Consider the following 26449-nt stretch of genomic DNA (forward strand, 5'->3'; position numbering starts at 1 on the left):
TCCTGGGTCAAAGCCATATCCTCAGTAAGATACGAACGCTCACCGGGCGCGCAGCGCCGATCCGTCGACCGCAGCAATCGCCGGGTTCTCCGGGCCACCCGCAAAGAACGCTCGGCCGGCCGGCACGCCCACCGCTCGCGTGTCAGAGGCGCCCATCAACTCCAAGTACCGGACCGCCCTCGCTGATGGACCGGAGCGTCACCACCGGCCCGGCGTGCCTCCGCCGACCGCTGCCGGGGTCCGCCATCCAAAGAAAATCCGGACTCCGGACAGCCCGCGAGCAGCCGCGGCCGACCGTTTCCCGCCACAGCCAACCGGCCGCAGGGGGAACTGGCACAACGGCGTTTCCGTGGATGACCAGGCTCAGAATGCTGATCTCGGGCAGGCGGATCCGTGTAGCGAGGTGGTAGCAGTACGCAGGATGGCGGCGATTGCTCATTTCAGTGGGTGGTGTGCGCGGCGGCGGTCTTCGTCCGGATCGCCGTCATGGTCGAGGCGGTGCCGATGGCGGACGCGCTGGCAGCCCGCTGTCCCGGATGAGGCGGTCTCTCGATTCGCGCACCGCCAGCCGCAGGGCGTCGACGTCGCAACCGATCAGGGTGCGCCCCCACTTGAGGATCTTGCCGGCGACCATGACGAGTTTCACGTTGCGGGCGTCCGAACCGAGGACGACGGACGCGGTGGCGTCGTTGAGGGGAAGGTTGTTGATGTCCTCGGCGCTGATCCCAATGAGATCGGCTTGCTTCCCGGGGGTGATCGTGCCGGTCACGTGATCGAGACCGTGCACCCGCGCCCCGTCGACCGTCGCCATTTCGAGGATGCGGCGCGTCGTGATGCCGACCCCCGCCTTCCCCTCGGCCCATGCCTTCCGGTGCGCGGACATGCGCTGCACCGTGCACACGGTGCGCATGATCGTGAACATGTCCGTGCTCAGCGAACATTCCACATCGATGCTGAGGCCCGGTCGTACGCCGTGGGAAAGGGCGGCGTCGATCGGTGGCGTCGCGTCATAGATGCCCAGCCAGGTGTCCGATGTCGGCGCCAAGATCACCCTTGCATCAGCCTCGGCGATACGTTCCCACGCGTTGTCGGTGAGGGCGTTGCAATGGATGAGCGCGACGTCGGGCCCGAGATGATCCGAACTCGCGAGCTCGGCCAACAGCTGCGACGACCTGTCCCCGAACACTGCATCGACCGTGATGCCGAGGTCCATCGACCTGGCCAGCTCGATGAGATCCCTTGATACGGTCTTGGTGGGCTGGTCGAGTTCTGGGTCTCCGTACGGGCCCAGCCGAACCGTGACGAGGTTCGAACCTGCGAACCGCTCCTTCATCTCGGCGAGATTGTGTGGCCAGCGCCGGTCCCAGCTGCCCTTTGACGGCGGACCCATGGTGTGCACGCAGCGCACCCCGGCGTCCTCGAACGCCTGCGCCCCCGCGACTGCGTAGTCGACCGTGCGGGTGTTGTGCATGAAGTCCATGACGGTCGTTATGCCCGCGTCAACGGCGCCCCACGCGCTGAGCCGGCCCGCCAGGTGGATGTCGTCGGTCGAATAGGCCGGTGCCAAGAGGTCATGGCATGCCTTCATGTAGCCGGTGATTTCGGTGTCGGAGAACATTCTGCGGAACTGGCTCTGCCAGCAATGTCGGTGTGCGTCCTGGAACCCGGGAAGAACGATCATGCCGCGGCCGTCGATGACCGTGGTCGATGGCGAGACCAGCTGGGCCAGGTCCGCGCCGACCGCTGTGACGAGTCCGTGCTCGACCAGCACGTCGCCGCCGTCAAGGCTGCCGAGTGTTTCGTCCATCGTGAGCAGGTAGGCCCCGGTGATCAGATAACTCGCATCCTTGCCCGAGGGGAGCGCCTGGATGTCCCGCTTCGAGTGGGGCGACAACTTCCGCCGGCCGTCGACCCGGCTGGGTGTCACGACTGGTCGCCCTTCTCCCGGGAGTAGGGACGCGTGCTCACGGCGAACGGATCGACGAGTGCCTTGATTCGCCCGGCGTCGCCGGTGGCGAGCGGAACGAGCGCATCCTCGACGACATCACTCAACGTGCTGACCGTGGGCGCGATGTCGGCCCAGCCCTGCGGACGGGTCGCCAGGAGACTCAGTGCGCGCGGCAGGTCCTGCGCGCACACGTGCGCGTAGGACGCGATGATGTCCACCTCGTTGAGCGTCAGCGATTTGAGGGGAAGCGCACGGGGCTGATGGTGCAGGCCCAGCTGGACGATCCGCGCACCTGGTCGTGCGCCGGAAATCGCCAGGTCAAGGGCAGACTGCGCGCCCGTGGTCTCGATGACGACATTCCAGCCCCAGCCCTGCGCGACAGCCTGTTGGACCGATGTCGTGGAGCCGTCGAAGGTCCAGTCGGCGCCGAGCGCCGCCGCGACCCCGAGGCGGTCCGGTCTCAGGTCGGTGGCCGACACGTGCACGCCGAGCGACTTCGCCGCCCACACGGCGAACGCGCCGATGCCACCGCACCCGATCACCAGTACCCGGTCGGCGGCGGTCACGTGCGCACGCGACAGAGCGTGACTGGCCACGGCCATCGGCTGCGCCAGCGCCACATCGTCGCCCGAGGCTCCCAGCGGCGAGGCCGGGACGCAGACGCTCGCCGGGACGGCGCAGTACTGGGCCAGCCCCCCGTTGAAGTGGGCGCCGAGGGTGCGGTACTCCTCGCAGAGGTTGGTGCGGCCGGCCGTACACGCGCGGCATGCCCCACATGAGATGCCGGCACCACAGGCGACGACCTCGCCGAGGTGCAGCCCGTCAACACTCCGGCCCAGCTCGACGACCTCGCCGGCGAACTCGTGGCTGATCACCAGCGGCAGCTCGCCACGGCGATCGGGGGGAAATGCCGCCATCCCCTGGGTGAACAGCGCGGCGTCCGAGCCGCACAGGCCGGCCCCGGTGATCCGCAGGAGCACCTCGCCCTCCGCCGGTTCCGGCACGGGTATCTCCCGCACCTCCATCCGGCCCGCGGCCAGTAGCAGCGCGGCGCGCATCGTCGCCGGTCGCCCGTTCTCGCCGGTCACGACGTCAGTCCGTAGGTGGTGCGAATGTCGGCCAGCTGCTCCTGGAGGAACGTGATCCCGCACGTCGCAGCGAGCTCGGCGACAGCCTCCGGCCGCGCCGTGTGCGCATCGTTCCATGCGCTCAACCGCCGCATGTAGTCCTCGAACGGCCTTGCCGGTGCGGTGATCTCGAGGAAACTCGCCGGTTTGTCCGTCGGGTTGAAGATGGAGTGCGCGAGTCCTGGTGGCCGCTGGAAACAGCCACCGGCCTCCAGTATTTTGTGCTCTCCCGCCACCCAGGCGCCAATCGTTCCACTGAGCACGACGACACTCTGGGTCTCAACCCGGTGAACGTGCGGGGGAACGATCGACCGGGGTGCCAACGTCGATCGCGTCATCAGGTATGCGCCTGCCGTGTCCTCCGACGTCTCGACGATCGTTGTTCCCACACCAATGGCAAGGGGTATGCCCGCGCCGGCGGCGATCGCTCGGAACCGCAACTCGTTAGCTTCCAATGTCCAACTCTCCTGTACGACGGCGCCGGAATTGCGCGGAGATCGCGATCGCGGCGATGATGGCTGAACCGTTGAAGACGTCGGTGACCCACGGCGACGCACCCGCCAGCGCCAGCCCGCTGACGGTCGTGCCGAGGAAGAGGAGCGCGACGATCGTCCCAGGGACGTTGTAGCGGCCCGGATGGATGGTGGTCGCGCCCAGGAACACCGCGGCCATCGACGGGAGGATGAAGGGGATGCCGGCCACCTGCGGGTCGGCCGAGCCCTGCGCACCGATCTGCATGATGCCTGCCAGCGCCGCGAGGACTCCGGCGAGGGTGAAGCTCGACACCACCAGGGTCCGCGCGCCGAGGCCGGTGAGGCGGGCCGCCGCGAGGTTGGAGCCGACCGCGAACAGCCGCCGGCCGAATGGTGTCTGCGTGAGGATGTACCAGCACGCCACGCAGATGACCATCGCGATGACGAACAGACTCGGCACGCCGAGCAGGCCGGTGGTCCCGAGATTGGTCAGCGCGGGCGAGAGGCCGTCACTGATCGGCGTGCCGTGCGTGTATGCCGCGATGATCCCGCCGAGGACAGTGGTCGTCCCGAGTGTCCCGATGATCGAGTTCACACCGAGGTAGCTCACCACGAAGCCGTTGAAGAGCCCGACGACGAGCCCGACCGCCACCGCGACGAGCACCGCGAGCGGAAGGCTCAGCCCGTACCGTGACATGGTCGCCGCCGCCGCGATCGCACACATGCCGGTCGTCGCTCCGATCGACACGTCGAAGCGCCCGGAGACCAGTGGTAAGAGCAGCGCCATTGCCACGACGGAGCCGACCGCCTGTGTCGTGACGACCGCGCGAAAGTTCGCGGCGGTCGCGAAGGTGTCCGGCAACCAGATGCTGAAGACCACGATCACGACCACGAGCAGGCCGAGAAGTCCGTAGCGTTCGAGCAGATCCACCGGCGAACTCCGCCGGCGCCCAGGGTCGGTTGGGGCCTTGTTCGTGCCTTCCGGCTCCGCCTCCGACGATCGGTTGGCGACTTCGCTTGTCACGTCGCTCATGACGATGCTCCCATGGGTGCGGAGTAGACCAATTCGGTGATTGCGGCGGCATCGACGCTCTGCGCGGGTACGTCGGCCACGATCCGGCCGCCGCGCAGGATGAGGACCCGATCGGTGACCCGCGCCAGCTCCTCGAAGTCCGAACTGACGATGATGACGGTCAGCCCCCGCGCGACGTGTTCGCTCAGGATGGCGAAGATGTCGGCCCTCGCCCCGACGTCGATCCCCTGCGTCGGCTCGTCGAGGAGCAACACCCTCGGTGCCGAGCGCAGGCAGCGCGCGAGGAGCACCTTCTGCTGATTCCCGCCGGAGAGCGAGGCCAGCGGGGTCGATGGCGACTGGGTTTTCACGGTGAACTTCTCGATGTCCTCGCGCGCCGCCGCCCGTTCGAGGTCGTGGCGGAACCGCAGCGGCTCCCGGAACTTGCCGAGCTGCCCGATCGAGAGGTTCTCCAGCACCGACATGTCGAGGAAGGCGCCGTCGGCCGCCCGATCCTCCGGTACGAGTGCCACCCCGTTGCGGAGCGCCGAGCTGGGATCGTTCGCCTGGTACGGGCCACCCTCGATCGTGATGTCACCGCTCTCCCTCGGGTGGGCGCCGTAGATCATCCGGAGCAGCTCGGACCGGCCCGAGCCAAGCAGACCGGCGATTCCCACCACCTCGCCCTTCCGCGCCGTGAAGCTCACGTCGTGGATCGGCCCGCCACGAAGGTGCTCGACCTCGACGCACGCCTCAAGGGCCGAGGTCGCGGGAGGAACCTGGTACACCGCTCGCGGGGACCGTCCGACGATCGCCTGCACGAGCTGCTGTTCGTCGAGACCTTCGGCCTCCCTGGTGAGAACCTCGACACCGTCGCGCAGGACGGTGACCGATTCCGACACGGCCAGCACCTCGTCGATGCGGTGGCTCACGAAGAGGATGGTGTGACCGGTCGAGGCACAGCGCCGCATCGCCTCAAGGAGGAACGCTGCCTCGTGCCGAGGCAGCGCCGCCGTCGGCTCGTCGAGGACCAACGTGGACAGGCCGTCTTGGTCGTCCTCCAGTGCCCGCGCGACCGCCACCATCGTCTGGTCGGCTGGGCGCAGCTCGGAGAGCTGCTGGTTCGGGTCGGCCTCGATCTCGAACCGATCCAGCAGTCGCCGCGTCCGTCGCCGCAGAGCGCCCCAGGCGACTCCGCCGTACCTCGTGCGCGAGAAGCCGTTGGTGAGCGCGACGTTCTCCACCACCGTCATGTCCCGGATCAAACCGGGGTTCTGGTGTACGAACCGCAGCCCGATCTCCCGGGCGAGTCCGGGCGTGAGCCGGTCCGCCGCAACGGATGTGCCGTTGACGACGACACTGCCTCCCGGGTCGGCCCGGTGCACACCCGCCAGGATCTTGATCAGCGTCGACTTGCCGGAGCCGTTGCCGCCAAGCAGGGCATGCACCCGCCCGGCTGTCACCGCGAACGACACGTCCAGCAGCGCCTGGGTTCCCGCGAAAGCCTTGCTGACGTCGGTGACGGCCAGAGCCGGGGCCACGGTCTTCGTACTCATCCGACCCAGATCTTCATCAGGCCGGCCTTGAAGTCCGGCACGCTGATCGATTTGCCTGGTGCCGGCATGTGCTGCTTGTCCACGAGCGTCCAGCCGCCGCCCTCGTCGGGGAAGTCCTTCGACCCGGCGAAAACCCGGTTCAGGGTGTCGGCGAGTCCCCACATCTGCCATACGTAGCCAGGAAGGATCGCCAGCGCCGCGGTTTCGGAGCCGTCCCGGATGGCTTGCATGCTGGCCCCCGATCCCTCGGCGCCGATCACCTTCAGGTCGGTACGGCCGGACTGGCGAATCGCCGACTGCAGGCCGAGCGGGATGATGTCGTCGACGTCGTTGGCCAGTACGGTCGCCTCTGGGTGCTTCTGGATGGCCGACTTCCAAATCTGCGTCGCCGCCGCCGGGACTTGGGAGTAGGACCACTTCACCGGGACGATCTCGCACCCGGGGCACTTCTGCTTGATACGGGCGGTGAACTTCTCGGTCTTGACCGCACTGTTGGTCAGGCTGGTCTCCTGGAGGTCCAGGATCTTCGCCTTCTTCCCCGCGTATGCGAGCAGCACGTCGGCCCGTGCCTGCTGGTACTCGGCCGCGTAGTTCTCGAACGAGTCGCCGCCCCGGTCGTGCAGCGTCCGGGTGAACAGCGGCTGGCCGCCGAACTTCCCGTAGTCGCAGTCGAGTCCGGAGAAGTTGACGGTGGGGATGCCTGCCTGCCGGGCCGCGAGCAGGCCGCCCTTGATGGTCGGGCAGTCGAACGCGTACACCGCGATGCCGTCGACTCCGGCGGCGACGCCCTGCTTGATCAGGTCGTTGGCGGTTGAGGGGTTTGCCTTGCTGTCGACGACTGTGACGTTCCAGCCGATCTTCTTGCCGGCCTCCTCGAACGCCTCGGAACCGAGCGCGCACTGCTGGAACGCCTGTCCACAGGAGATCATCCACACTTTCTTGCCGGGGACCGCTCTCGGGCCGGAGGTCGGCACCGGCAGGTAATCGCCCGCGTAGAACCTGTTCAGCGTCTGCTGGTCGGCGACCTTGCCGCCGGCACCGTTTGACGCCGAGGTGGACGTGCACGCGGTGGCGAGGGCGCCGGCCAGGACGATCGACGCGACACCCGCGACAGCTCGGCGGAAATGCGAAGCGCTCGTGTCCTTCATTGGACCTCCGTCGAAAGCGGGCAGTGGCCCGACAGTCGGCACTTTGACAATCCGGCCGGACCGTTTGATATACCGGATGGTGCCAGGCAGTATGGGCTACGTCAACCATCTGGCTTGCTCAGCCGCAGGCAGGGGCCAAGTATGACCCTCTTGCCCGCTCCGCTGAGTGGCCATCCGATATACAGTCAGGGGTCACCATGAGGGCAGCGATACTGCGCGCATTCGGCGAGCCACTTGACGTCGCCGAGGTCGACCGTCCCGAGCCACGGGCGGGAGAGCTCCTCGTCCGCGTCCGCGCGGTGGGCATCTGCGCGACCGACCTCAAACTCGCGGCGGGGGCGACCGCGCCTCGACCGGAGCTGCCGCACATTCCCGGACACGAGGTCGCCGGCGAGGAGGTGGACCCGAGGACGCTGGAGCCGACCGGGCGGCGGGTCGCCTGCCACATCCTGGCCGCGTGCGGTCAGTGCCGCGAGTGCCTGCGTGGCTACCCGGTCTTCTGCGACGGCGCGGTGCGTATGGGCCTTGACCGCAACGGCGGCATGGCCGAGTACGCCACGGTTCGCGCCGACCTCGCCATCCCGTTCTCCGCAGGGCTGGACTTTGCCGATGCGGCGGCCGCCATGGACTCGGTCACCACACCCTGGCACGGACTGCACGGGGTGGGGAAGGTGCAGCCGGGCGAGTTCTCGCTGGTCGTCGGTGTGGGTGGGCTCGGGATCAACGCCGTGCAGATCGCGGCAGACGCCGGTGCGCGGGTGGCCGCGGTCGACATCGATGAGTCACGCCGGGCGGCCGCGCAGGCGGCCGGCGCCGAGCTGGTCAGCGCACCGGCCGACGTCGAGGACATCAGGGACTGGTCCGGAGGCGGGGTCGACCTTTCGGTCGAACTGTCCGGAACGCGAGCCGGGTTCGACGTCGCGGCGACGGCGGTACGGCGTGGCGGCACCGTGGTGTGCTGCGGCTACTTCCCCGGTGTCGAGTACGGCCTCGACTCGGCGAGGCTCGTGCTCGACAACATCCGCGTCCTCGGCTCGCGCAACGCATCGGTCACCGAAAGTGCCGCGGCACTGGCCACGGTCGAACAGCGGCGGGTCGTGCCGAGGATCGCCCGGCGCGCCGACCTGTCGGAGGTCAACGACATGCTCGCGCTGCTGAAGGCCGGCCGAATCAGCGGGCGCGTCGTTCTCGACCCGAGCCAGGGTGCGGCGTGAGCCGGGGTCATCACCAGCTTGTCAGATGGGCCGGTCCGCTGCGGTGACCATGCCTGCTCGACTTGGGCAAGTGAGTACCGGACGGAGTCGACCACCAGGTGCCCCGAGGGGTAGTGCCGCTGCAGCATCGCATAGGCCCAGGCCCGAATCTCGGCAGGTTCGAGGAAGCCGGCCATGCTACGGACCTTGAGCAGGCGAGAACGCAGCAGTGCGGCCGGCACCGTCAGTTGGTCTCCTGCCTTGGCTCCCACCTGAACGTAGCGGGCGCCGGTCGCCGAGGCACGTAGTGCTTGTCCGGCCGGTGGCCCGCACACGAGGTCGATGAAGAGCTCGACCGGGCACCGGTCGCATCTCGCAAGCCGGTCCGCGAGCGAGTCGAGGTCGGTGCGGTCGACACAGGTGTGCGGGAAGGCGGTGAGCGTGCCGAGCCGGTCCCTGGAGCGGCCGACGGCCCCGGCACCGGGCAGCGAGGCGAGTCGAACCGCGAGACGACCGGCCACCCCGGTCACACCGAGCACGACGACGTGGTCACCCGCGCGCCGCTGCGCCCGCCACGGCAGCGACACCGCCGTGGCCAGTCCGGCGTTGCCAAGCGCGGCGGCTTCCTGATCGGGAACACCCGCCGGGGCCGGCAGCAACCCGTGCCTTGCGAAGAGTGTGTGCTCGGCCATCGCCCGAACGGGGCGACGCACTCGTCGAAGTAGGCGCGCTCACCCGTCTCCGGCAGCACACCGGCCCCGTGTCCCGACCACGGAAGGCAGCTCGAGGACACCGCCGCCGTAGAACCGACCGGCCTTCACCGCCGGTTCCCGCCGGTCGCCCGCACCACGTTCCGCAGCTCGCCGATGGCCGCGGACCGCACCACGACCACGTCACCGTCGCCGAGGTACCGCTCGGGCTTGGCTGCCATGCCGACGCCGTCCGGAGTGCCGGTAGCGATCAGGTCTCCCGGACGTAGCGCGACGATCTGGGATATGTCGGCGACGAGCTGGGGAACGTCGAACAACAGGTCGTCGAAGGACCCGGATTGGCGCCGCTCACCGTTGACGGTGACCTCCAGCGTGGCCTCGGTCAACTCGTCTCGGGTGGCTACCACCGGGCCCCACGGGGTGGACGCCTCCCAGGTCTTGCCGGCGAACCACTGGCTCGTGCGACGTTGGTAGTCCCGCGCCGACACGTCGTTCATCAGTGAGACACCCCCCACGAAATCCCATGCGTCGGCGGCGGCGACGTGCCGGGCGGTACGTGAGATCACCACGACGAACTCGCCCTCGTAGTCGAGCTGCGTCACCGACGGCGGTAGTGGGACATCGGCGTCCGGATCGCAGAGCGCATGGGGAAGTTTGGAGAACAGCGTGGGGGCCGACGGTAGACCTCGACCCAGCTCGGTCAGATGCGACCGGTAGTTGAGCCCGACGCAGATGACCGCGCCGGGGTCCAGGACGGGCCGCAGAAACCGCACCCCACGCCGGGAGATCCGCTCGCCGTGACCCTGGCAGGCGGCGGCCAGGTCGGCGCGCCCCCGTTCACCCGCTTCGTACATCACACGAAGGTCGTCGTGTCCGGCCGTGCCGACCAGGACGACGTGATCGTCGGCGACGACACAGACTCGCGAACGGCCGCTGTAATCAACAGTTGCGAGCTTCACTCGTCCCTCTTCCCTGGAGTATCTGGATATCCTTCGTGCTGATTGACCAGGTATCATGGCTGATTGTGCACGACTAAGCCGTCAAACAGTATACAGTTGTGCTGGTGATCGGAAGAAGGGACACGTGGCTTGGAACTCGGAATCAGGGGGCGGAGCGCTCTGGTCTGCGCATCGAGCCGAGGGCTCGGATTGGCGTGTGCGTCGGCACTCGCCGCCGAAGGCGTGGACCTGGTGCTGAACGGTCGGAACGCCGACCGGCTCGCTGACGCGGCTGCCCGGCTGCGAGCGGCCCATGAGGTGGCGGTCACCGAGGTCGTGGCGGATGTGACCACGGCGGACGGGCGAGGGCGGCTGCTCGACTGCTGCCCCGAGCCGGACATCCTGGTCACCAACAACAACGGTCCGAGCCCGGGGACCTTCACCGAGTTCACCGAAGAAGACTGGATGACGGCGGTGTCGGCGAACATGGTGTCGCAGCTGATGCTGGTGTCCACCGTCGTGCCAGGGATGCGCGCCCGGCACTTCGGCCGGATCGTGAACATCACCTCTGCCATGGTCACCACCCCCCGGCCGACCATGGGTCTTTCCAGCGCCGCCCGAGCCGGACTGACCGCCGCGCTGAAGGGACTGTCGTTCGAGGTGGTCAGAGACAACGTGACGATCAACAATCTGCTTCCCGAGCGCATCGACACCGACCGGCAGCGTTTCATGGCAGCGCGGGTCATGGAGCGGGAAGGCATCACCTACGAGGTGGCTCGAACTCGCCAGGAGGCATCCGTGGCGGCAGGGCGACTGGGCACCCCTGAGGAGTTCGGCGTGGTCTGCGCGTTCCTGTGCAGTGCGCGGGCGGGTTTCGTCTCTGGCAACAATGTGCATGTGGACGGCGGGACCTATCCCGCATTGATCTGAGATGAGGCAGTGTGACCGACCCGGACCCCACCATGGATTCGTACAACATCGTCAGATCGGCGATCCTCGACGGCCAGTTGCCCCCCGGCCAGATCTACTCGCAGGCGGAGCTGTCCGAGGTTCTCGGCGTAGGACGGACCCCGCTGCGCGAGGCTGTCCGCCGGTTGCAGAGCGAGGCGTTGCTCGAACAGAGCCCTCGGCGGCGGCTGAGGATCGCACCGCTCACGCTGGACGACCTCGGACAGCTGTACTCGATGCGTGTCGTCCTTGAGTCGCTCGCGGTCCGGCTGACCGTTCCCCATCTGACCGACGCCGAGCTGGACGACGCGCGGAAGGCGCTCGACGAGCACATCGACGCCTGCACGCGGCAGGATCTTTCGAACTCGCGTGAACCGCACCGCCAGTTTCACCGGCTGCTCTACGCCCGGTGCGGCGAGCGGATGCTGCCCCAAGTCGACAGCCTGTGGGATCAGGCGCAGCGCTACCGGCGGATGTACGTGCAGGGGGCGACCGACGAGATCGCGTTGCTGCAACTCGCGATGAACGACCATGAGGAGATCTACGCCGCGGCCGTCGAACGCGACGCGGTCGCCTGCTCCGAACTGGTCGCGCGTCATCTGACCAGGACGGCCCTGACCGTGTTCGCCCGACTGGCCGACCCGGGGGCGGCCAACCAGGTGACGGTCGCGCACGACTTCGTGTGCTTCGGCGGAAGTGTGAAGGGCGAGCTTCAAAGCCCCGTGAGGTCGCGCCGCTGACCGGTGACGGCGCTGGTGAGTGCGACGCCGTAGTCATTCCCGTTCGGCGTCCGCACGACGGTGTGCGTGTGGAATCGCTCCGGCTCCGGATTGGACAGGAACACGCCGGCGTGGTGGTCGAGCTCGGCCAGGATGGTGGGACCCTGAATTCTGAAGTAGAACGGGTCCGCCGGTTCGTGGCCACCGATCCAGCAGAAGTACGTGCGGTCGAGGTGCCGTGCGAGATCCGTCAGCCGGGCAGCCCGCGCGGCGGGCGGGTGATACGCGAGCATTTCCGCGACCACTCCGGCCGCGATGGCCCGCGACTCGGGTGTCATGTCGCCGATTCTCGCCCCCTCGTAGGGGATGACCCGGTTGTCTCGGAACGCTCCCGCGAGGCTCAGCTCGTCGCCGACGGCGATCCGGCCCGGCGGCATGCGCGGATCACGCTTGGCCGCATAGAGCACGGCGCGTGCACGCAGCACGTCGTCCAGGGACGCGAGCAGTTCGAGCGCTCGCTTCTCCGCCGGCACGAACAGTGCCGTATTCGGCGGCTCGCCGGGCAGGTGGGTCGGCTCGGAACCGAGGAAGGCCGGCGTCAGAACGACCTGGGGGCCGAAGAAAAGGCAGTTGACGGCCAGGTGATGGCCGTAGATCTGCCAACCCCACGGCTGCGTCAGTGACGGCGTCCCGAAGATGTTGACGTTGTAGCTGAACTCGTTGAGCACGCCCTGGCCGTGCACGAGATCGCCGAGATGGGCATTGATCCGCATGATGCGACGCGCCTGAGCGAATCCCTCGGCGCTCAAGGTCGATTCGAGCAACCGCAGGGCGTGCTCCCGCACTTCCGGCGACGCTTCGTCCAGGCGTACGCCGAACCGGTGAAGGTAGATCTCGGGGTTCAGCCACGCTCGCCATACGCGGCTGTTCAGGTCGTGCCGGACAGCATCCCGCCGCACGTCGTCAAGGCAGGCAAGGAACTTCTCGGCGGCAGCGACCGCGCCGGCCACTGGCGCACCCTCGTCGGCCTGCTCGAAAAGACCGTCTTCCACGTCGCCGGCATCGGTCACACCGACGAACGAGGTCGACGCGAACAGCCGCTCCCAGTCACTCAGCAGCGCGTCGACGCGCGGGTTGGCCCGAAGACGGTCGACGTAGGTGACCGGGTCGGCGTCGATCAGCGGGAGCAGCCGAGGATCGTCCTGCTCGCGTCGGTATCGGAGATAGGGATCAGTCATCCTGCACCTGTTGCTTCATGCGTTCCTCGAACTCCGCCCTGAGCAGTCGCTTCCGAACCTTGCCATTGGGCTCGCGGGGCAGCGAGTCGCAGAACTCGATCACCCTGGGCCGTTTCAGCCGCCCGAGCCGCGCGGAAAGGTGCCGCTCAAGCTCCGCTGGGTCGACCGGAGCCACCGCGACCGGCTCGACCAGTGCGGCAACGACCTCGCCGAGATCGTCGTCGGTGACGCCGAACACCGCGCAGTCCGCGACGCCGGGAAGTTCCTGGATGACGGCCTCGACCTCGGCGGGGTAGATGTTCACGCCACCGGAGATGATCAGGTCCCGGATGCGGTCGCTGAGGTAAAGATATCCATCCTCAAGGTAGCCGACATCCCCGGTGGACACGAAGTCACCGGCCTGGAGCTCGGCGCGTCGTTCCGGCAGTCCCTCGTAGGTGAAGTCGCCGAACGCCGTTGTCGACACCGCCAGCTCGGCCGGTTGAGCCCCGCCGGGAAGCCCGGACTCCGGATCAAGGAAGGCCACTTCGACTCCCGGCAGCGGGCGGCCGACCGTGCCGGGGTGCGCGGTCCAGTCTTCCGGGGTGGCGAAGCTGACCGGTCCGAGCTCGGTCGAACCGTAGTACTCGTGCACGATGGCACCCCATTCCTCGATAACTCGATGTTTGAGTGCCGGCGGGCACGGGGCCCCGGCATGCAGCACGAACTCGAGGGACGACACGTCATGGGCGTTCCGTACCGCCGCAGGCAGGCCGAGCACCCTGGCGAACATCGTCGGCACGAGGAACGTGTGGGTGATCGAGTGCTCCTCGACGGCGGCAAGGAACCGCTGCGCGTCGAATCGTTCGTGCAGCACGAGCAGCTCGCCCCGCTCGATGGTGTGCTGCGCCATCTGGAGCGGAGCCGCGTGGTACAGCGGCGCGACGACCAGGACCCTGGCACCGTCCCTGATCCCGTAGAGCAGATCACGCATCGCCCGTGCCCGTGCCCGTTGCCCGGCTGTGGCCGACAGCTTGCGAACTCCCTTGGGGCGCCCGGTCGTGCCCGAGGTGTAGATGATCGTCTCGGCCGACCCGCGCGGGCCCTCGTACCGTGGGCCGGCCAGCAGTTCGGCCCAGGACGCGAGCTGGCCGTCAGGTCCCGTCTCGCCCTCGGTCAACGGTATACTGATGAACGGCACATCTGCACCGGAGGGCCACAGGTCCTGGTGGGCCAACGCGAGCCGGACCTTGGCGTCGCCGAGGACGAACAGGATCTCGTCCTGTGCGCCGTGCCAGTTCACCGCGACCGGGTACGCGCCGATCCTGCGCACCGCCTGGTCTGCGACGAGACCCTCGACGCAGTTGCGAACTACCAGGGCAACACGGTCTCCCGCGCTGAGGCCGAGCCTCGCCAGCCCGCCAGCTGCCCTGGCGACCAGGTCGCCGAAGGCATCCGGCGAGTACTCGACTCCCCGCCACGCAACGGCTGCGAACCGCGACGACACTGCCATGTCGCGACCCTCCTCTCAGTCATACGTCTGGCGCTCTGAGGCTACAACGATATACAGTTTCTTCCAGTGATGCCTCCTTACTGGACGCAGAATGAACAGAGGACGGAGGATGCCGGATGCCGGAAGCCGTGATCGCGGAGGCCGTTCGGGCGCCGATCGGCAAGCGACGTGGCGCGCTGTCCGGCGTGCACGCCGTCGACCTGTCCGCACACGTGCTGAACGAGGTCGTCGGCCGGGCGGGTGTCGATCCGGCCGAGGTGGACGACGTCGTCTGGGGCTGCGTCGGGCAGATCGGCGACCAGAGCAGCAACATCGCCCGCTTCGCCGCGCTGGCCGCCGGTTGGCCCGACACGATCCCCGGGGTCACGGTCAACCGGGCGTGCGGATCGAGCCAGCAGGCCGTCGACTTCGCCGCGCAGGCCGTGCTGTCCGGGCGGCAACAGCTGGTGATCGCCGGTGGGGTCGAGATGATGAGCGCCGTTCCACTCGGCGCGGTCCGGGCCGTCGGACTTCCCTACGGGCCGGCGGTTCTCGAACGCTACGACGACTTCGGCTTCAACCAGGGGATCAGCGCAGAGGCGATCGCCGCCCGGTGGGCGTTGACCCGGCACGACCTCGACGAGTTCGCCGCGATGTCACACGAGCGAGCGGCTGCAGCTGAGGACGGCGGCGCCTTCACCGCGCAGCTGACCACGGTGGCTACCCCCACCGGCGCCATGACACGGGACGAAGGCATCCGCCGTGGCACCTCGGTCGAGACATTGGCGGCACTGAAACCCTCGTTCATCGCGGACGGCGTTGTCCATGCCGGCAACTCCTCCCAGATCTCCGACGGCGCGGCCGCGCTGGTGGTGACGACTCCGGAGATCTGCCGGAGGCTGCGAATCACCCCGATCGCCCGGTATCGGGACGGCGTCGCGGTCGGCGGCGACCCGGTCGAGATGCTCACCGCACCGATCCCGGCGACCGAGCTGGTGTTGAAGCGCGCCGGGCTCGGTATCGACGACATCGGTGTGTTCGAGGTCAACGAGGCCTTCGCGCCGGTGCCGCTCGCCTGGAGCCGAACGCTCGGGGTCGAGCTCACCAGGGTCAACCCGCTCGGTGGGGCCATCGCACTCGGGCACCCGCTCGGCGCGTCGGGTGCCATTCTGATGACCAGAATGCTCCACCACATGTGCGATCAGGGCATTCGGTTCGGCCTGCAGACGATGTGCGAAGGCGGCGGCACCGCCAACGCCACGATCCTCGAGCTGCTGGGGTGAGAACCTGATGCGACGTACCATCATCGGCGAGGACCACCAGCAGTTTCGCGGCGTCGTCGACTACTTCATCCGAACCCGGGTGTTACCGGTCTACGACGAGTGGGAAGCCCGTGGCGAGGTTCCCCGTCAGCTCTACCGCGACCTCGGCGAGAGCGGAATCCTCGGCGTGAACCTCCCGGAGGAGTTCGGCGGCGCGGGCCAGAACGACTACGTGTACAACGTCGTGGTGCAGGAGGCCGCAGCGAAGCACAATGTCACGCTCGGCACCCTCCGGACCCACCTCGACGTGGTGCTGCCCTACTTCACCCACTTCTGCGGGCCCGAGCAGCGGGCGCGGTGGTTTCCCGGGCTGGTGTCCGGCGATCTCTTCACCGCCATCGCACTGTCCGAACCGGACACTGGCTCGGATCTGGCCGGGGTGGCGACGTCGGCACGGCGGGTGGCCGGGGGCTTCACACTGACCGGCGCCAAGACCTTCATCACCGGCGGTATGCACGCCGAACTCGTCGTCGTGCTGGCTCGGACGTCGAAGGAGCCGGATCGGCGCGACGGCCTCACGCTGTTCGTGGTCGAGGACGGGATGGCCGGGTTCGCCAAGGGCCGCAAGCTCGACAAGCTCGGCCTGCGGGTACAGGACACCGTCGAGCTGTCGTTCACCGACGTGTTCGTGCCCGAAGCGAACGTCCTCGGCGAGGTGGGCCGGGCGTTTCCGATGCTCACCCGCAACCTCGCCCAGGAACGGGTGGCCATTTCCGTCGGCGCCGTGGCGCAGGCCGAGGCGGCCATCGAGCTCACCGTGCGCTATGTCCGGGACCGCAGGGTCTTCGGGCGCTCGCTCGGCTCGTTCCAGAACACGAAGTTCGCTCTCGCCGAGGCCAGAGCGGAGACACTCGCCGCACGCACGATGCTGGACACCGCGATCGCCGAGCTCCGGGACGGCGTCCTCGATCCGGTGGATGCCGCCGCGGTGAAGCTGTACTGCACCGAGGTACAGGGCCGCACCGTCGACAAGTGCCTGCAGCTGTTCGGCGGCTACGGCTACATGACGGAGTACCCGATCGCCCGGCTGTTCGCCGACGCCCGCGTGACACGGATCTACGCCGGTACGAGCGAGGTCATGAAGACCATCGTCAGCAAGTCCATGGGACTCGACAAAAGGACATGACAAATGCAGCTGACCGGCCTGGCCGCGGTCGTCACGGGCGGTGCCTCCGGTCTCGGCCGGGCCACCGCGGATCTGCTCGTCGAGCGCGGTGCGAAGGTCGTCGTCGCCGACCTGTCGGAGCCCGCCGATGCCGACACCGCGAACATGCGCTTCGTGGCGTCGGACATCACCGACCCGAACGGCCTTGATGCGGCCTTCGACACTGCCCGGAGTTGGGGCCTGCCCGTTCGCGGCGTGGTGCACTGCGCGGGGCGTGGCGGCGATCGCAAGCGCATACTCACCAGGGACGGCCAACCAGCGGATCTCGCCGGGTTTGCCGAGATGCTGAGGGTCAACCTCGTTGGCACGTACAACGTCCTCCGGGTCGCCGCCGCGCGGATGTGCCACAACGAGATCGTCGACGGTGACCGTGGCGCCGTGGTGCTCACCGCCTCGGTCGCGGCTTTCGACGGCCAGATCGGACAGACCTCGTACGCCGCGGCCAAGGCCGGCATCCACGGGCTCACCCTTCCGGCGGCCCGCGACCTCTCGTCCTGGGGTATCCGGGTGAACACCATCGCACCCGGCGTGTTCGACACCCCGATGCTCGCTCGGTTGCGGCCCGACATTCGCGAGGGGATCGAGCGATCGGTGCCGCACCCGTCGCGCCTCGGGTCCCCGACGGACTTCGCCCGACTCGCGGTGACCGTCCTCGAGAACGGCTATCTCAACGGCGAGACCATCCGGCTCGACGGCGCGGTGCGGATGGCCCCTCGATGAGCGCCGATGTTGTGGTCGAGGAGCGCGGGCAGGTACTGGTCGTGACGATCGACCGGCCGGCCCAGCGCAACGCGCTGACCCAGGAGACCAGCAGGACCATCGCCTCGGCATGGGACGAGCTCGATGACCGAGCGGATCTCACCGTCGGCGTCCTGACCGGCGCCGGTGGCCATTTCTGTGCCGGGATGGACCTGAAGCGCTTTCTCCTCGGCGAGGTCGCGAGTATTCCGGGTCGCGGCCTGGGCGGCATGACCCAGACCCCGCCGGAGAAGCCGGTCATCGCGGCGGTGGAGGGATATGCCCTGGCCGGTGGGTTCGAGATGGCCCTTGCGTGCGACCTGGTGGTGGCCGCGAAAGGCGCGGTATTCGGACTTTCCGAAGTGCAGCGCGGTCTGGCCGCGCGCGCCGGCGGGCTGCTCCGCCTACCGGAAAAGATCCCCGAGAACGTGGCGATGGAGATGATCCTCACCGGGACCCCGATCGGTGCCGACCGGGCCGCCGCTCTCGGCCTGGTCAACCGCGTTGTCGCGGATCAGCAGGCGTTGGCGGCCGCCATGGGCCTGGCCAACGAGATGGCCAGCAATGCCCCCTTGGCACTCATCGCCTCGAAAAAGGTCGTCACGGCAGGGCGTCATTGGACACCGGATGAGAGGTGGCGGAACCAGGCGTCCATTGTGGACCCGGTCTTCGCGAGCAACGACGCGAGGGAAGGTGCCGAGGCGTTCGCGGCGAAGCGTCCTCCACAATGGACAGGGACATGACGGGCGGTCCACTCGTCGGCGTTCGAGTCGTCGAGCTCGCCGGCCTCGGCCCACCCGTGCACGTCGGGATGATCATGGCCGACCTGGGAGCCGAGGTGCTGCGTATCGAGCGCCCGGGAGCGGCGGACTCAGGCGTGCTCACCCACCTGCTGCGTGGCCGGACTCGCTGCACCATCGACATCAAGTCAGCGGAGGGACCCGCCGCGGTCCTCGCACAGGTGGCCGTCGCGGACATCCTCGTCGAGGGTTTCCGTCCAGGAGTGACCGAACGGCTTGGCATCGGCCCCGTCGACTGTGCGCGGGTCAACCCTGGCCTCATCTACGTTCGGGTGACCGGTTGGGGACAGGATGGCCCGCGGGCGAGCCAGGCCGGACATGACATCAACTACATCGGACTGACCGGCGTCCTGCACGCGATCGGACGAGCCGGCGGACGGCCGGTGCCACCGCTGAACATCGTCGGCGACTTCGGCGGCGGCTCCATGCTCGCCGTCATCGGTGCGCTGGCGGCGCTGCACGAACGTGCTGGCACCGGACGCGGACAGGTGGTGGACGCGGCCATCGTCGACGGCGTCAGCCTGCTCGCCCAGATGCAGTTCCAGTACCTCCAGGAAGGACGGTGGAGCCTCCTGCGTGGGGCGAATCGCCTGGATGGAGGGGCGCCCTATTACGACACCTACCGATGCTCGGACGGCCGTTACGTCGCCGTCGGCGCTCTCGAGGACACCTTCTGGGGACGACTTCTCGACGGCCTCGGCATCGAGCCGACCCGCTGGCCGGACAGAGCGGATCCGGCCCGCTGGCCCGAAATACGGCGCGTCCTCACCGAACTGTTCGCACAGCGACCGCGAGACGACTGGGACGAGATCTTCGCGAGCCTCGACGCCTGTGTCACCCCGGTGCTGTCATTCACCGAATCCGCCGCTGACCGCCATCTCAAGGCCCGAGGCACCCTCACGCCCACTGCCTCCGGTTTCGAAGCCGCTGCCGCACCGCGGATCGGTCCGCTCGGCAGCCCGCAGAACGATCGGATTCGATGAACCTCTTGGGAGTTCATCGGGACCGTCACCTGCCGTCGGGCGCCCTGAACCGTCACGGGGATTGCTTCCTTGGGTGAGGACGGCGCTGCGGCTGGTGCTGGACCATCTGGATGAGTACCCGTCCGCCTGCGCCACGGCGCACGCGATCGGTCCGGTGGTCGACGTGCACCGGGAGATCCTGCGGGGGTGGATTCTGACAGCGAAAGCCGGCGATGCTGGTCCGTCCAGTGCGCCCCGGCTCCGGTCGCCTCGATCGAGCGTGGGGAGTTGCAGCGGCTCCGACGGGACAACCGGGAACTCAAGCAGGCCAACGAAATCCTGAAGCCGGCCTCAGCTTTCTTCGCGCGGGAACTCGATCGGCGACACCGTTGATCGTCAGCCGGAAGAGATCCAGTACCTGCGCGGGTTCGCGCACGCCGTGATGGACAGCGGCGCCGCCGGGGTGATGATCGGGCCGCCTGCCACGCTCCGTTCCGACCGGCAGATCATCTCGTATTTCGCCGAGGCCAGCGCAGCGGTCGGCGACGACACCCCGTTCGTTCTCGAGGACTATCCGCGGACCTTCTCGGTCGGCATGAGCCCGGAGGTCATCGCCCGCCTCCACCATGGTGAAACACGAGGCTTGGCCGGCTGGAATCGCGCGGCGAAATGCCGAGGGTGTCGGTTCTCTGCGGCAACGGCGGCCTGTTCCTCGACTTCGAGACCGGCCGGGGTGCCGGCGGGACGATGACCGGATATTGCTTTCCCGAGATGCTGGTGGAACTGGTCGAGCACGCCCGCGCGGGGAACCGGGACCACGTGCACGATCTGTTCGACCGGCACCTGCCGCCGATCTGCTACGCGCAGCAGTCCGGGGCCGGGCTCGCCGTGCGGAAGTACGTCCTCGACCGGCGCGGCGTTCTCGACGGCCCGACCCAGCGTCGCCCCATGACGCCGCTGTCCGCCGGGCACCGGCAGAGGTGGACTTCCTCCTCGAACGCCTGTCCCGGCACGACGAGCGGGCCGCGATGCTCGCCGCCGGAATCCGAATACCCGAAACGAAGAACGAACATGGACACCGGACTGAACGGACGCACTGCACTCGTGCTAGGCGCCGGCGGCCTCGACGGGCAGGTCGCACTCGACCTTGCGCGCGAGGGTGCGCGCGTGGTGGCACTCGACCGGTCGGCGGAGGCGCTGGCCGCGGTCGTCGAGTGCGCCGCACGCCGGGGCTGACGCTGTATCCGGTCAAGGCCGGCCTCGCTGGCCTGGACGACGTCGCCGCCGCCCACCGCCGGGCCGTCGAGCAAGCCGGACCGATCGACGTGCTGTTCAACAACAGCGGCGGTCCTGCTCCGGCGAAGGCGCTGGAGATCCCGCTCTCGAGACCTGGCAGGAGTCGTTCGAGGCCATGGTGCTGCCGCTGAGCCGGCTCACCGAACTCGTCGTCCCGTCGATGCGGGAACGGGGCTGGGGCCGGATCGTCACCAGCGCGTCCTCCGGTGTCGTCGCGCCGATTCCGGGGCTGGCCGCGTCCAACGGATTGCGCTCGGCGCTTCTTGGCCGGTCCAAGACGCTGGCCGGTGAGGTCGGCGCGGACGGGATCACCGCCGACGTCGTCGTCCCCGGGCGGATCGCGACCGCCCGCGTCCGCAGCCTCGACGAGGCTCGGGCTGCCCGGGAATCGATCACCGTGCAGGAGGTCGAACGGAGCAGCACCAGCGCGATCCCCGTGGGCCGTTACGGCACACCGCAGCAGTACAGCGCGGCCGTGCTGTTCCTCGCGAGCGCTCACGCCTCCTATATCAATGGTGCGCAACTGCGGGTGGCCGGCGGGATGCTCTCGAATGTCTGACCAGTCCCGCCGGGCCGTCGAACCGCGCCTGTCCGATGCCGAACGGCGGCTTCGTGCGGCCGGTCGCGAACTCCCGGTCGTGCCCGCGGTCGGGCATTCCTATCTCCGGACTCGACGCGCCGGTGACCTGCTGCACGTGGCGGGCCAGACCCCCAAGATCGACGGCAAGCTCGTGTTCGAGGGAATCCGCGGGCAGGACGTCGATATCGGCACCGCGCGCCGGGCCGCGGAGTCGTGCGCGATCGACAGCCTCGCGTCGATCGCGGCGGAGGTCGACCTCGACGATGTCTCCTGCCTGGCGAAGGCCACCGCTTTCGTTGCCAGCGATCCGCGCTTCGACAAGCAGGCTGTCGTAGCCGACGCCGCCTCGGACCTCCTGCTGCTCGCACTGGGCGAGCGTGGACGGCCCGCGCGCACGACGATCGGCGTCGCGAGCCTGCCCGGCGGAGCGCCGGTCGAGATCGAGGTGTCCGCATGGTGCCCTGCCGCGGACCCGGATCGAGACTTCGGCTCCGCCATCGCGCCGCGAACCGGCAAAGAGGTGCAGGCCACGAGCCGCAGCGGGCAGCTGCTCGGGCCAGTGGTCGCCGGGCGGCTGTCTTCGCTCCCCGGTCGGGCAGCTGGTCGGCGAGCGCCATCGCCTATGCGGGACCAGCCGTTCCAGGGCCGGCCGCCCCAGCTTTCACGCTGCCCGGCGACCGGGTCGGAGAAGCCGAGGTGGCTTGCGGATGCGAGCGAGGGTGCACAGCTCGCCAGACTGACGAACTCGCAGGTCAACCATGGTGTGACTGCTGCGTACGTGCCCCCGGCGGGGCTCGTACAGCATCCGCACGAAACCCGACTCGCGGTGAGCTGCGACTTTCCGTGACGGTCAGGTTCGATCGGCCCCGCCGCCAGCAGGGGGCGTAGGCGTCATGAGGACTTCTTTGCGGCACATGTGCGTGCCCTAGTGCTGCAGCCGTAGTTTGTTATTGGTGGGTGTGGCCTGCTGGTCTTGTGATTGTGGATGCGGATGTCGAGGCGTGGGCGGTTGGCCTGGAGGACTTGTTTGCGTTGGTGGCGGGCCGGTTCTCGCGGGCTGAACCACGTCGGCGTGCGCGGGCGTATGTGCGGGGGCTGTTGGCGCCGCCGGCTGGGAAGAACGGGTGGACGTTGGCCGAGGTGGCCGGCGATGCGACACCGGATGGCATGCAGCGGCTGCTGAACGCGGCCAGTTGGGACGCTGATGGCGTCCGCGACGATGTCCGGGCGTATGGCCCGCCACCTCGGCGAACCCGACAGTGTGCTGATCGTCGAGGAGACCGGTTTTCTGAAGAAGGGCACCAAGTCCGCGGGCGTGCAACGCCAGTACTCCGGCACCGCCGGGCGGGTCGAGAACTGTCAGCTGGGTGTGTTTCTCGCCTATGCCGCTGGTCGGGTCGGACGTTGATCGACCGGGAGTTGTATCTGCCTAAGTCCTGGATCGCCGATCGGGAACGCTGCCGGGACGCCGCAGTCGGCGACGAGGCCACCTTCGCCACGAAAGCGGTGCCGGCCACGACGATGCTGGCTCGGGCACTCGAGGCCGGTGTTCCCGCGTCCTGGGTGGCCGCCGACGAGGCATACGGTCAGGTCTCGAAGTTCCGGACCTGGCTGGAACAACACCGGATCGGTTACGTGGTAGCAGTTCCCCGCAGCCAGGCCATCCCCGCGCCGAGCCGGTTCCACCCGCGCCGGCCACGCAGCAGAGCACACCCCGACCCAGGCCTGGAAACGACGCTCAGCAGACGACAGCGCGACAGGGCCGCGGCTCTACGACTGGGCGGTGACCTCCCTTCCCGCTGGCGACCACACCCCGCCCGGGTGGACGCGGTGGCTGCTCATCCGACGCCAGATCACCGCCGCGGGCAAGGAACCCGAACTCGCGTACTACCTGTGCTGTGGTCCCGACGCCACCAGCGACGCCGCGCTCGTGCGCGTCGCGGGAGCCCGCTGAGCCATCGAGGAATGCTTCCAGAACGCCAAGAACGAAGTCGGCCTCGACCACTACCAGGTCCGCCGCTACGACGCCTGGTACCGACACATCACCCTCGCCATGCTCGCACACACCTACCTCGCCGTCACCACACCCTCGACCCCACAACACCCGGCAACGGCCTCATTCCACCCACCCTCGCCGAAATCCGCCGTCTCCTGGCACACCCGACCCACCTCCCCGACCGCGCCCACACCCGGGCCCGGTCACGACGGCGCCATCAACACCGCACCAAAGCCAGCCACCACCACCAGCACCGCCAAACCTAACCAACAGCGGCCGCAGTACTAGCCCCCCTCAGTTACGCCAGAAGAACCGGGGAGAACTCGTCACCGGGTCGTCGTGGGCGCGAAGATGGGCACGTACTGGGTGGCCCCTGCCCTCGCGATGCCGGATGGCTGTTCGCCAAGGGGCGCGACACGTGTCAACCGGACGGTCGGTCGTCGACGCCCGATCGATCGGTGGCAGTCGATTCCCGGAAGTCGACGACCGCATCACCGTTGGTTCGTGCCCACTCGGTCAGCGCCGCGATCGGCTCCCGGAGCGTCTGACCGAGCGCGGTCAGGCTGTATTCGACCCGTGGCGGCGCCTCGGCATAGACCTGTCTGTCGATGAGGCCGTAGCTCTGCAGGCGGCGGAGGGTCTGGGTCAACACCTTGCGCGAGATTCCGCCGGACAGCGCGACGAGCTCGTTGGGGCGCTTGGGGCCGTCGGCGAGAGCGAACAAGGTGACCACGGACCACTTGCTGGCGATGATCTCGATCGCCAGCCGCGCGTTGCAGTCGGCGAGGAACACCGTGCCCGCGCTGAGGCTCCCCGTCGCGCTGGTAGGCGGGTCATTGCTCATGATCCGAAAGTTACCATTCGGTGCCTTTCGCGCTCCTAGCGTCGACGGTATGGAACGACAGCTTCCGGGAAAGGGAACCATGCCTGCCACCGCGTTCGACCGCCTGCTCATCGCCGTCAAACCCATCACCGTCCCGATCGCCGACCGCGGCATCGACCTGCAGGTCAAGGTCACCGCGCCCGCCGACGGGGATGACCTGCCCGTCATCGTCTTCTCCCACGGCAACGCCTGGTCGATGGACGGCTACGAACCCCTCGTCGACCGCTGGGCAGCAGCCGGGTTCGTCGTGATCCAGCCCACCCACCTGGACTCCCGACGCAACCACATCGATTTCGACGACCCCCGCTTCGCCACCATCTGGCGCCTGCGCATCGCCGACCTGCACGGTGTCCTGGACGGTCTCGGCGACATCCTCGACCGTGTCGGCGGCCTGCCGTCGCGCGTCGACCGCGACCGCGTCGCCGTCGTCGGGCACTCCTGGGGAGCGCAGACCGCCGGAGCCCTTCTGGGCGCTCGTGTCCTCGACACCGTGGGCAACCCGGGTGAGGACTTCTCGCACCCCGCCGTCAAAGCGGGCGCGCTCATCGCGGCGACCGGTACCGGCGAGGCGCTGACTCCCTTCGCGCTCAAGTACCTTCCGTTCGCGCGCCCGGATTTCTCCACCATGGCCACCCCTGCCCTGGTCATCGCCGGCGGCAAGGACCAGTCGGCCGCGTCGACCCGCGGGCCGGAATGGTTCACCGACGCCTACCACTGCAGTCCGGCCCCGAAACGGCTGCTCACCGTCGCCGAGGCCGAGCACCTCTTTGGCGGGATCTCCGGTGAGTACGTCAAGGACACCACCGATGAGGACCCGGCCCGCGTCGTGCTTGTCGCGGACGCTGTCTCCGCCTTTCTCCGCGACGTCCTCGACGTCGACGCGACCGGCTGGCGAGGGCTGCAAGACCGGGTGGCCGACAGCTCCGGCGCATTCAGCATCGAGAGCAAGTGAATGTGCGGTGGCCGGGCTCAGCCACCCGGTCACCGCGCCCTGTCACGGATCGACGCGTCGGAATGATCGCACCGGCCGATATCTTTGCGATCGTCGTGCCGTGCTTCGGCACGGCCGGAATCGACCCGCTGACCTGCACGAGATTGCAGTGACCTGCCGGCGCACGGCATCTCTATCACCGACCGGGGCCGGCGGCGGCGGGCCGGGATTCCGGAGGAGGCCGAGTTCGAGACGAAACCTCGCCAGTCCATGGTGATGCTGGCTCGGGCGTTCGAGGCGAAGGTGCCGTTCGCGTGGATCACGGCCGATGCGGCCTACGGGCAGGTCAAGTACCTGCGGTTATGGCTGGAGGCCCACGATGCCGCGCACTACTGGCCACCAAGGTCAACGACACTCTGGTCACCACCGGCGGTCGCGAAGCCCGAGCCGACGAGCTGATCGCGGACCTGCCCGTCCGGGCGTGGCGGCGGTTGTCGGTCGGTGCCGGCGCGCGCGGGCCACGCGAGTGCGAGTGGGCGCGGGTGCCGATCCGGATTGGCCGGCAGGCCGGGCGCGGGCACTGGCTGCTTGCCCGCCGCTCACTCTCGGATCCGACCGAGATCGCCTGCTACGTCTGCCACGACCCCCGCCGGTCCACCCTGTCGGATCTGGCCTGGATCACCGGGGCCCGGTGGCGGATCGAGGAGTGTTTCCAGCAGGCCAAAACGAAGCCGGGTCGGATCACTACCAGGCCCGATCGTGGCGGGCGTGGTATGCCCACATCACCCTGTCGATGCTCACCCACGCCTGGCTCGCCCTATCCAGATCCCCTGCCATAAAAAGGGAACTGGTGTCGACGAGCCAGGCATGATCGGGTTTACGCTACCGGAGATCCGACACCTGCTCACCAAACTCATCCTGCGTGCCGCTGACGCAGCCGACCATGCCTGGTCCTGGTCACGCTGGCGCCGCCGACGACAACACCAAGCCCGCCACAGCCACCACACACGCCGCGGCCACCCACTCACCTAACTACCGTTGCAGTACTAGTACTCCAGCAGCACTTCGTTAAATGAGTTGTCGTCGCCGACAGTAGCTCGTCTTCGCGCGGTGTTGATGGCGTCGGCGCCAGGGTGACCAGGGAGCGATGTCGATCCACCGGATGGTTCGGTCGGCGTCGGCCGGATGGCGGGCGCCCGGGTGTGCGCCGGGCGCCCGTGGTGAGTCCGGTCAGTTCTCGGTGGGTTCGAGCAGGATCAGCGGCACTTCGCGGTTGCCGGACTCGGCGGCCGCGG

General features: G+C 68.4%; 23 protein-coding genes and 2 pseudogenes. 14 read left to right on the plus strand and 11 right to left on the minus strand.

Annotation, left to right across the window (positions count from 1 at the left end; translation table 11 throughout):
* Positions 1 to 484 precede the first annotated feature (484 nt).
* The 6 genes from ABD793_RS29165 to ABD793_RS29190 all read right to left on the minus strand — a co-directional run bounded on the left by ABD793_RS29165 (position 485) and on the right by ABD793_RS29190 (position 7264).
* Positions 485 to 1927, minus strand: coding sequence for an amidohydrolase family protein (locus ABD793_RS29165; protein ID WP_344865732.1), 1443 nt, complete (start codon positions 1925 to 1927; stop codon positions 485 to 487).
* The gene (locus tag ABD793_RS29170; RefSeq protein ID WP_344865734.1) at positions 1924 to 3036 is read right to left on the minus strand and encodes a zinc-dependent alcohol dehydrogenase; all 1113 of its coding nucleotides are present in this window, start codon (positions 3034 to 3036) and stop codon (positions 1924 to 1926) included. Before ABD793_RS29170 ends, ABD793_RS29165 begins: the two co-directional genes overlap by 4 nt.
* Complete coding sequence (locus ABD793_RS29175) at positions 3033 to 3530, minus strand: cupin domain-containing protein (RefSeq protein ID WP_344865736.1); 498 nt, start codon at positions 3528 to 3530, stop codon at positions 3033 to 3035. Before ABD793_RS29175 ends, ABD793_RS29170 begins: the two co-directional genes overlap by 4 nt.
* Entirely contained in the window at positions 3520 to 4479 is a 960-nt protein-coding gene (locus tag ABD793_RS29180) for an ABC transporter permease (RefSeq protein WP_344865738.1), read from the minus strand. The genes ABD793_RS29175 and ABD793_RS29180 overlap by 11 nt, the downstream gene beginning before the upstream one ends.
* A gap of 98 nt (positions 4480 to 4577) precedes the next feature.
* Positions 4578 to 6116 (minus strand): sugar ABC transporter ATP-binding protein, encoded by a 1539-nt coding sequence (locus tag ABD793_RS29185; RefSeq protein ID WP_344865740.1) that lies wholly within the window; start codon positions 6114 to 6116, stop codon positions 4578 to 4580.
* Positions 6113 to 7264, minus strand: coding sequence for a sugar ABC transporter substrate-binding protein (locus ABD793_RS29190; protein ID WP_344865742.1), 1152 nt, complete (start codon positions 7262 to 7264; stop codon positions 6113 to 6115). Before ABD793_RS29190 ends, ABD793_RS29185 begins: the two co-directional genes overlap by 4 nt.
* A 197-nt stretch (positions 7265 to 7461) precedes the next feature.
* Here ABD793_RS29190 and ABD793_RS29195 point away from each other — a divergent pair, with 197 nt between their 5' ends.
* Positions 7462 to 8478: an alcohol dehydrogenase catalytic domain-containing protein gene (locus ABD793_RS29195; protein WP_344865744.1), complete on the plus strand. Its 1017-nt coding sequence runs from the start codon at positions 7462 to 7464 to the stop codon at positions 8476 to 8478.
* A 796-nt stretch (positions 8479 to 9274) separates the two neighbouring features.
* Here the strand turns inward: ABD793_RS29195 and ABD793_RS29200 are convergent.
* Positions 9275 to 10126: a fumarylacetoacetate hydrolase family protein gene (locus tag ABD793_RS29200; protein ID WP_344865746.1), complete on the minus strand. Its 852-nt coding sequence runs from the start codon at positions 10124 to 10126 to the stop codon at positions 9275 to 9277.
* Positions 10127 to 10255: 129 nt separating this feature from the next.
* On the opposite strand from ABD793_RS29200, the gene ABD793_RS29205 reads away from it, so the two are divergent.
* Both ABD793_RS29205 and ABD793_RS29210 read left to right on the plus strand, forming a co-directional pair.
* The gene (locus tag ABD793_RS29205; RefSeq protein ID WP_344865748.1) at positions 10256 to 11035 is read left to right on the plus strand and encodes an SDR family oxidoreductase; all 780 of its coding nucleotides are present in this window, start codon (positions 10256 to 10258) and stop codon (positions 11033 to 11035) included.
* Positions 11036 to 11046: 11 nt separating this feature from the next.
* Positions 11047 to 11793, plus strand: coding sequence for a GntR family transcriptional regulator (locus tag ABD793_RS29210; RefSeq protein WP_344865750.1), 747 nt, complete (start codon positions 11047 to 11049; stop codon positions 11791 to 11793).
* Here ABD793_RS29210 and ABD793_RS29215 read toward each other — a convergent pair.
* The gene (locus tag ABD793_RS29215) at positions 11766 to 13010 is read right to left on the minus strand and encodes a DUF3500 domain-containing protein (RefSeq protein ID WP_344865751.1); all 1245 of its coding nucleotides are present in this window, start codon (positions 13008 to 13010) and stop codon (positions 11766 to 11768) included. The two genes, ABD793_RS29210 and ABD793_RS29215, sit on opposite strands and share 28 nt — an antisense overlap.
* Positions 13003 to 14502 (minus strand): AMP-binding protein, encoded by a 1500-nt coding sequence (locus ABD793_RS29220; RefSeq protein ID WP_344865753.1) that lies wholly within the window; start codon positions 14500 to 14502, stop codon positions 13003 to 13005. The genes ABD793_RS29215 and ABD793_RS29220 overlap by 8 nt, the downstream gene beginning before the upstream one ends.
* Positions 14503 to 14618: 116 nt before the next feature.
* Here ABD793_RS29220 and ABD793_RS29225 point away from each other — a divergent pair, with 116 nt between their 5' ends.
* The 5 genes from ABD793_RS29225 to ABD793_RS29245 are packed head-to-tail and all read left to right on the plus strand — an operon-like array spanning position 14619 to position 19489.
* Positions 14619 to 15764, plus strand: coding sequence for a thiolase family protein (locus ABD793_RS29225; RefSeq protein ID WP_344865755.1), 1146 nt, complete (start codon positions 14619 to 14621; stop codon positions 15762 to 15764).
* Between the two features lie 7 nt (positions 15765 to 15771).
* Entirely contained in the window at positions 15772 to 16929 is a 1158-nt protein-coding gene (locus ABD793_RS29230) for an acyl-CoA dehydrogenase family protein (RefSeq protein WP_344865757.1), read from the plus strand.
* A 3-nt stretch (positions 16930 to 16932) separates the two neighbouring features.
* Positions 16933 to 17688 (plus strand): SDR family NAD(P)-dependent oxidoreductase, encoded by a 756-nt coding sequence (locus ABD793_RS29235; protein WP_344865758.1) that lies wholly within the window; start codon positions 16933 to 16935, stop codon positions 17686 to 17688.
* Positions 17685 to 18449 (plus strand): crotonase/enoyl-CoA hydratase family protein, encoded by a 765-nt coding sequence (locus ABD793_RS29240; protein WP_344865760.1) that lies wholly within the window; start codon positions 17685 to 17687, stop codon positions 18447 to 18449. Before ABD793_RS29235 ends, ABD793_RS29240 begins: the two co-directional genes overlap by 4 nt.
* Entirely contained in the window at positions 18446 to 19489 is a 1044-nt protein-coding gene (locus tag ABD793_RS29245) for a CaiB/BaiF CoA transferase family protein (protein WP_344865762.1), read from the plus strand. Before ABD793_RS29240 ends, ABD793_RS29245 begins: the two co-directional genes overlap by 4 nt.
* Positions 19490 to 19864: 375 nt before the next feature.
* Here ABD793_RS29245 and ABD793_RS29250 read toward each other — a convergent pair whose 3' ends face one another.
* Positions 19865 to 20020 carry a hypothetical protein gene (locus tag ABD793_RS29250; protein WP_344865764.1) on the minus strand — a complete coding sequence of 52 codons (156 nt, stop codon included), beginning with the start codon at positions 20018 to 20020 and terminating at the stop codon, positions 19865 to 19867.
* Between the two features lie 126 nt (positions 20021 to 20146).
* Between ABD793_RS29250 and ABD793_RS29255 the strand changes: the two genes are divergently transcribed.
* The 4 genes and pseudogenes from ABD793_RS29255 to ABD793_RS29270 form a co-directional block, all read left to right on the plus strand.
* Complete coding sequence (locus ABD793_RS29255; RefSeq protein WP_344865765.1) at positions 20147 to 20704, plus strand: hypothetical protein; 558 nt, start codon at positions 20147 to 20149, stop codon at positions 20702 to 20704.
* Positions 20705 to 20879: 175 nt separating this feature from the next.
* Positions 20880 to 21323, plus strand: coding sequence for an SDR family oxidoreductase (locus tag ABD793_RS29260; RefSeq protein ID WP_344865767.1), 444 nt, complete (start codon positions 20880 to 20882; stop codon positions 21321 to 21323).
* Positions 21316 to 22191 (plus strand): RidA family protein, encoded by an 876-nt coding sequence (locus tag ABD793_RS29265; protein WP_344865769.1) that lies wholly within the window; start codon positions 21316 to 21318, stop codon positions 22189 to 22191. The genes ABD793_RS29260 and ABD793_RS29265 overlap by 8 nt, the downstream gene beginning before the upstream one ends.
* A 134-nt stretch (positions 22192 to 22325) precedes the next feature.
* Positions 22326 to 23427, plus strand: a pseudogene (locus ABD793_RS29270) (IS701 family transposase); the annotation flags it as partial.
* A gap of 334 nt (positions 23428 to 23761) precedes the next feature.
* On the opposite strand, the gene ABD793_RS29275 reads toward ABD793_RS29270, so the two are convergent.
* A complete protein-coding gene (locus ABD793_RS29275) occupies positions 23762 to 24184 on the minus strand; it encodes a winged helix-turn-helix transcriptional regulator (RefSeq protein ID WP_344865771.1) in 423 nt (140 codons plus the stop codon).
* A gap of 49 nt (positions 24185 to 24233) precedes the next feature.
* Between ABD793_RS29275 and ABD793_RS29280 the strand changes: the two genes are divergently transcribed.
* Positions 24234 to 25175, plus strand: coding sequence for an alpha/beta hydrolase family protein (locus ABD793_RS29280; protein WP_344865773.1), 942 nt, complete (start codon positions 24234 to 24236; stop codon positions 25173 to 25175).
* Between the two features lie 177 nt (positions 25176 to 25352).
* Positions 25353 to 26025, plus strand: a pseudogene (locus ABD793_RS29285) (IS701 family transposase); the annotation flags it as partial.
* Positions 26026 to 26449 lie beyond the last annotated feature (424 nt).

This window comes from Amycolatopsis ultiminotia (assembly GCF_039536925.1).
GTDB classification, from domain to species: domain Bacteria; phylum Actinomycetota; class Actinomycetes; order Mycobacteriales; family Pseudonocardiaceae; genus Amycolatopsis; species Amycolatopsis ultiminotia.

Coding starts and splice junctions, on each gene's coding strand:
- ABD793_RS29275 (WP_344865771.1), bottom strand. CDS start 24,184: ATGAGCAATGACCCGCCTACCAGCGCGACGGGGAGCCTCAGCGCGGGC.
- ABD793_RS29230 (WP_344865757.1), top strand. CDS start 15,772: ATGCGACGTACCATCATCGGCGAGGACCACCAGCAGTTTCGCGGCGTC.
- ABD793_RS29245 (WP_344865762.1), top strand. CDS start 18,446: ATGACGGGCGGTCCACTCGTCGGCGTTCGAGTCGTCGAGCTCGCCGGC.
- ABD793_RS29280 (WP_344865773.1), top strand. CDS start 24,234: ATGGAACGACAGCTTCCGGGAAAGGGAACCATGCCTGCCACCGCGTTC.
- ABD793_RS29235 (WP_344865758.1), top strand. CDS start 16,933: ATGCAGCTGACCGGCCTGGCCGCGGTCGTCACGGGCGGTGCCTCCGGT.
- ABD793_RS29220 (WP_344865753.1), bottom strand. CDS start 14,502: ATGGCAGTGTCGTCGCGGTTCGCAGCCGTTGCGTGGCGGGGAGTCGAG.
- ABD793_RS29215 (WP_344865751.1), bottom strand. CDS start 13,010: ATGACTGATCCCTATCTCCGATACCGACGCGAGCAGGACGATCCTCGG.
- ABD793_RS29190 (WP_344865742.1), bottom strand. CDS start 7,264: ATGAAGGACACGAGCGCTTCGCATTTCCGCCGAGCTGTCGCGGGTGTC.
- ABD793_RS29265 (WP_344865769.1), top strand. CDS start 21,316: ATGTCTGACCAGTCCCGCCGGGCCGTCGAACCGCGCCTGTCCGATGCC.
- ABD793_RS29225 (WP_344865755.1), top strand. CDS start 14,619: ATGCCGGAAGCCGTGATCGCGGAGGCCGTTCGGGCGCCGATCGGCAAG.
- ABD793_RS29260 (WP_344865767.1), top strand. CDS start 20,880: ATGGTGCTGCCGCTGAGCCGGCTCACCGAACTCGTCGTCCCGTCGATG.
- ABD793_RS29240 (WP_344865760.1), top strand. CDS start 17,685: ATGAGCGCCGATGTTGTGGTCGAGGAGCGCGGGCAGGTACTGGTCGTG.
- ABD793_RS29195 (WP_344865744.1), top strand. CDS start 7,462: ATGAGGGCAGCGATACTGCGCGCATTCGGCGAGCCACTTGACGTCGCC.
- ABD793_RS29185 (WP_344865740.1), bottom strand. CDS start 6,116: ATGAGTACGAAGACCGTGGCCCCGGCTCTGGCCGTCACCGACGTCAGC.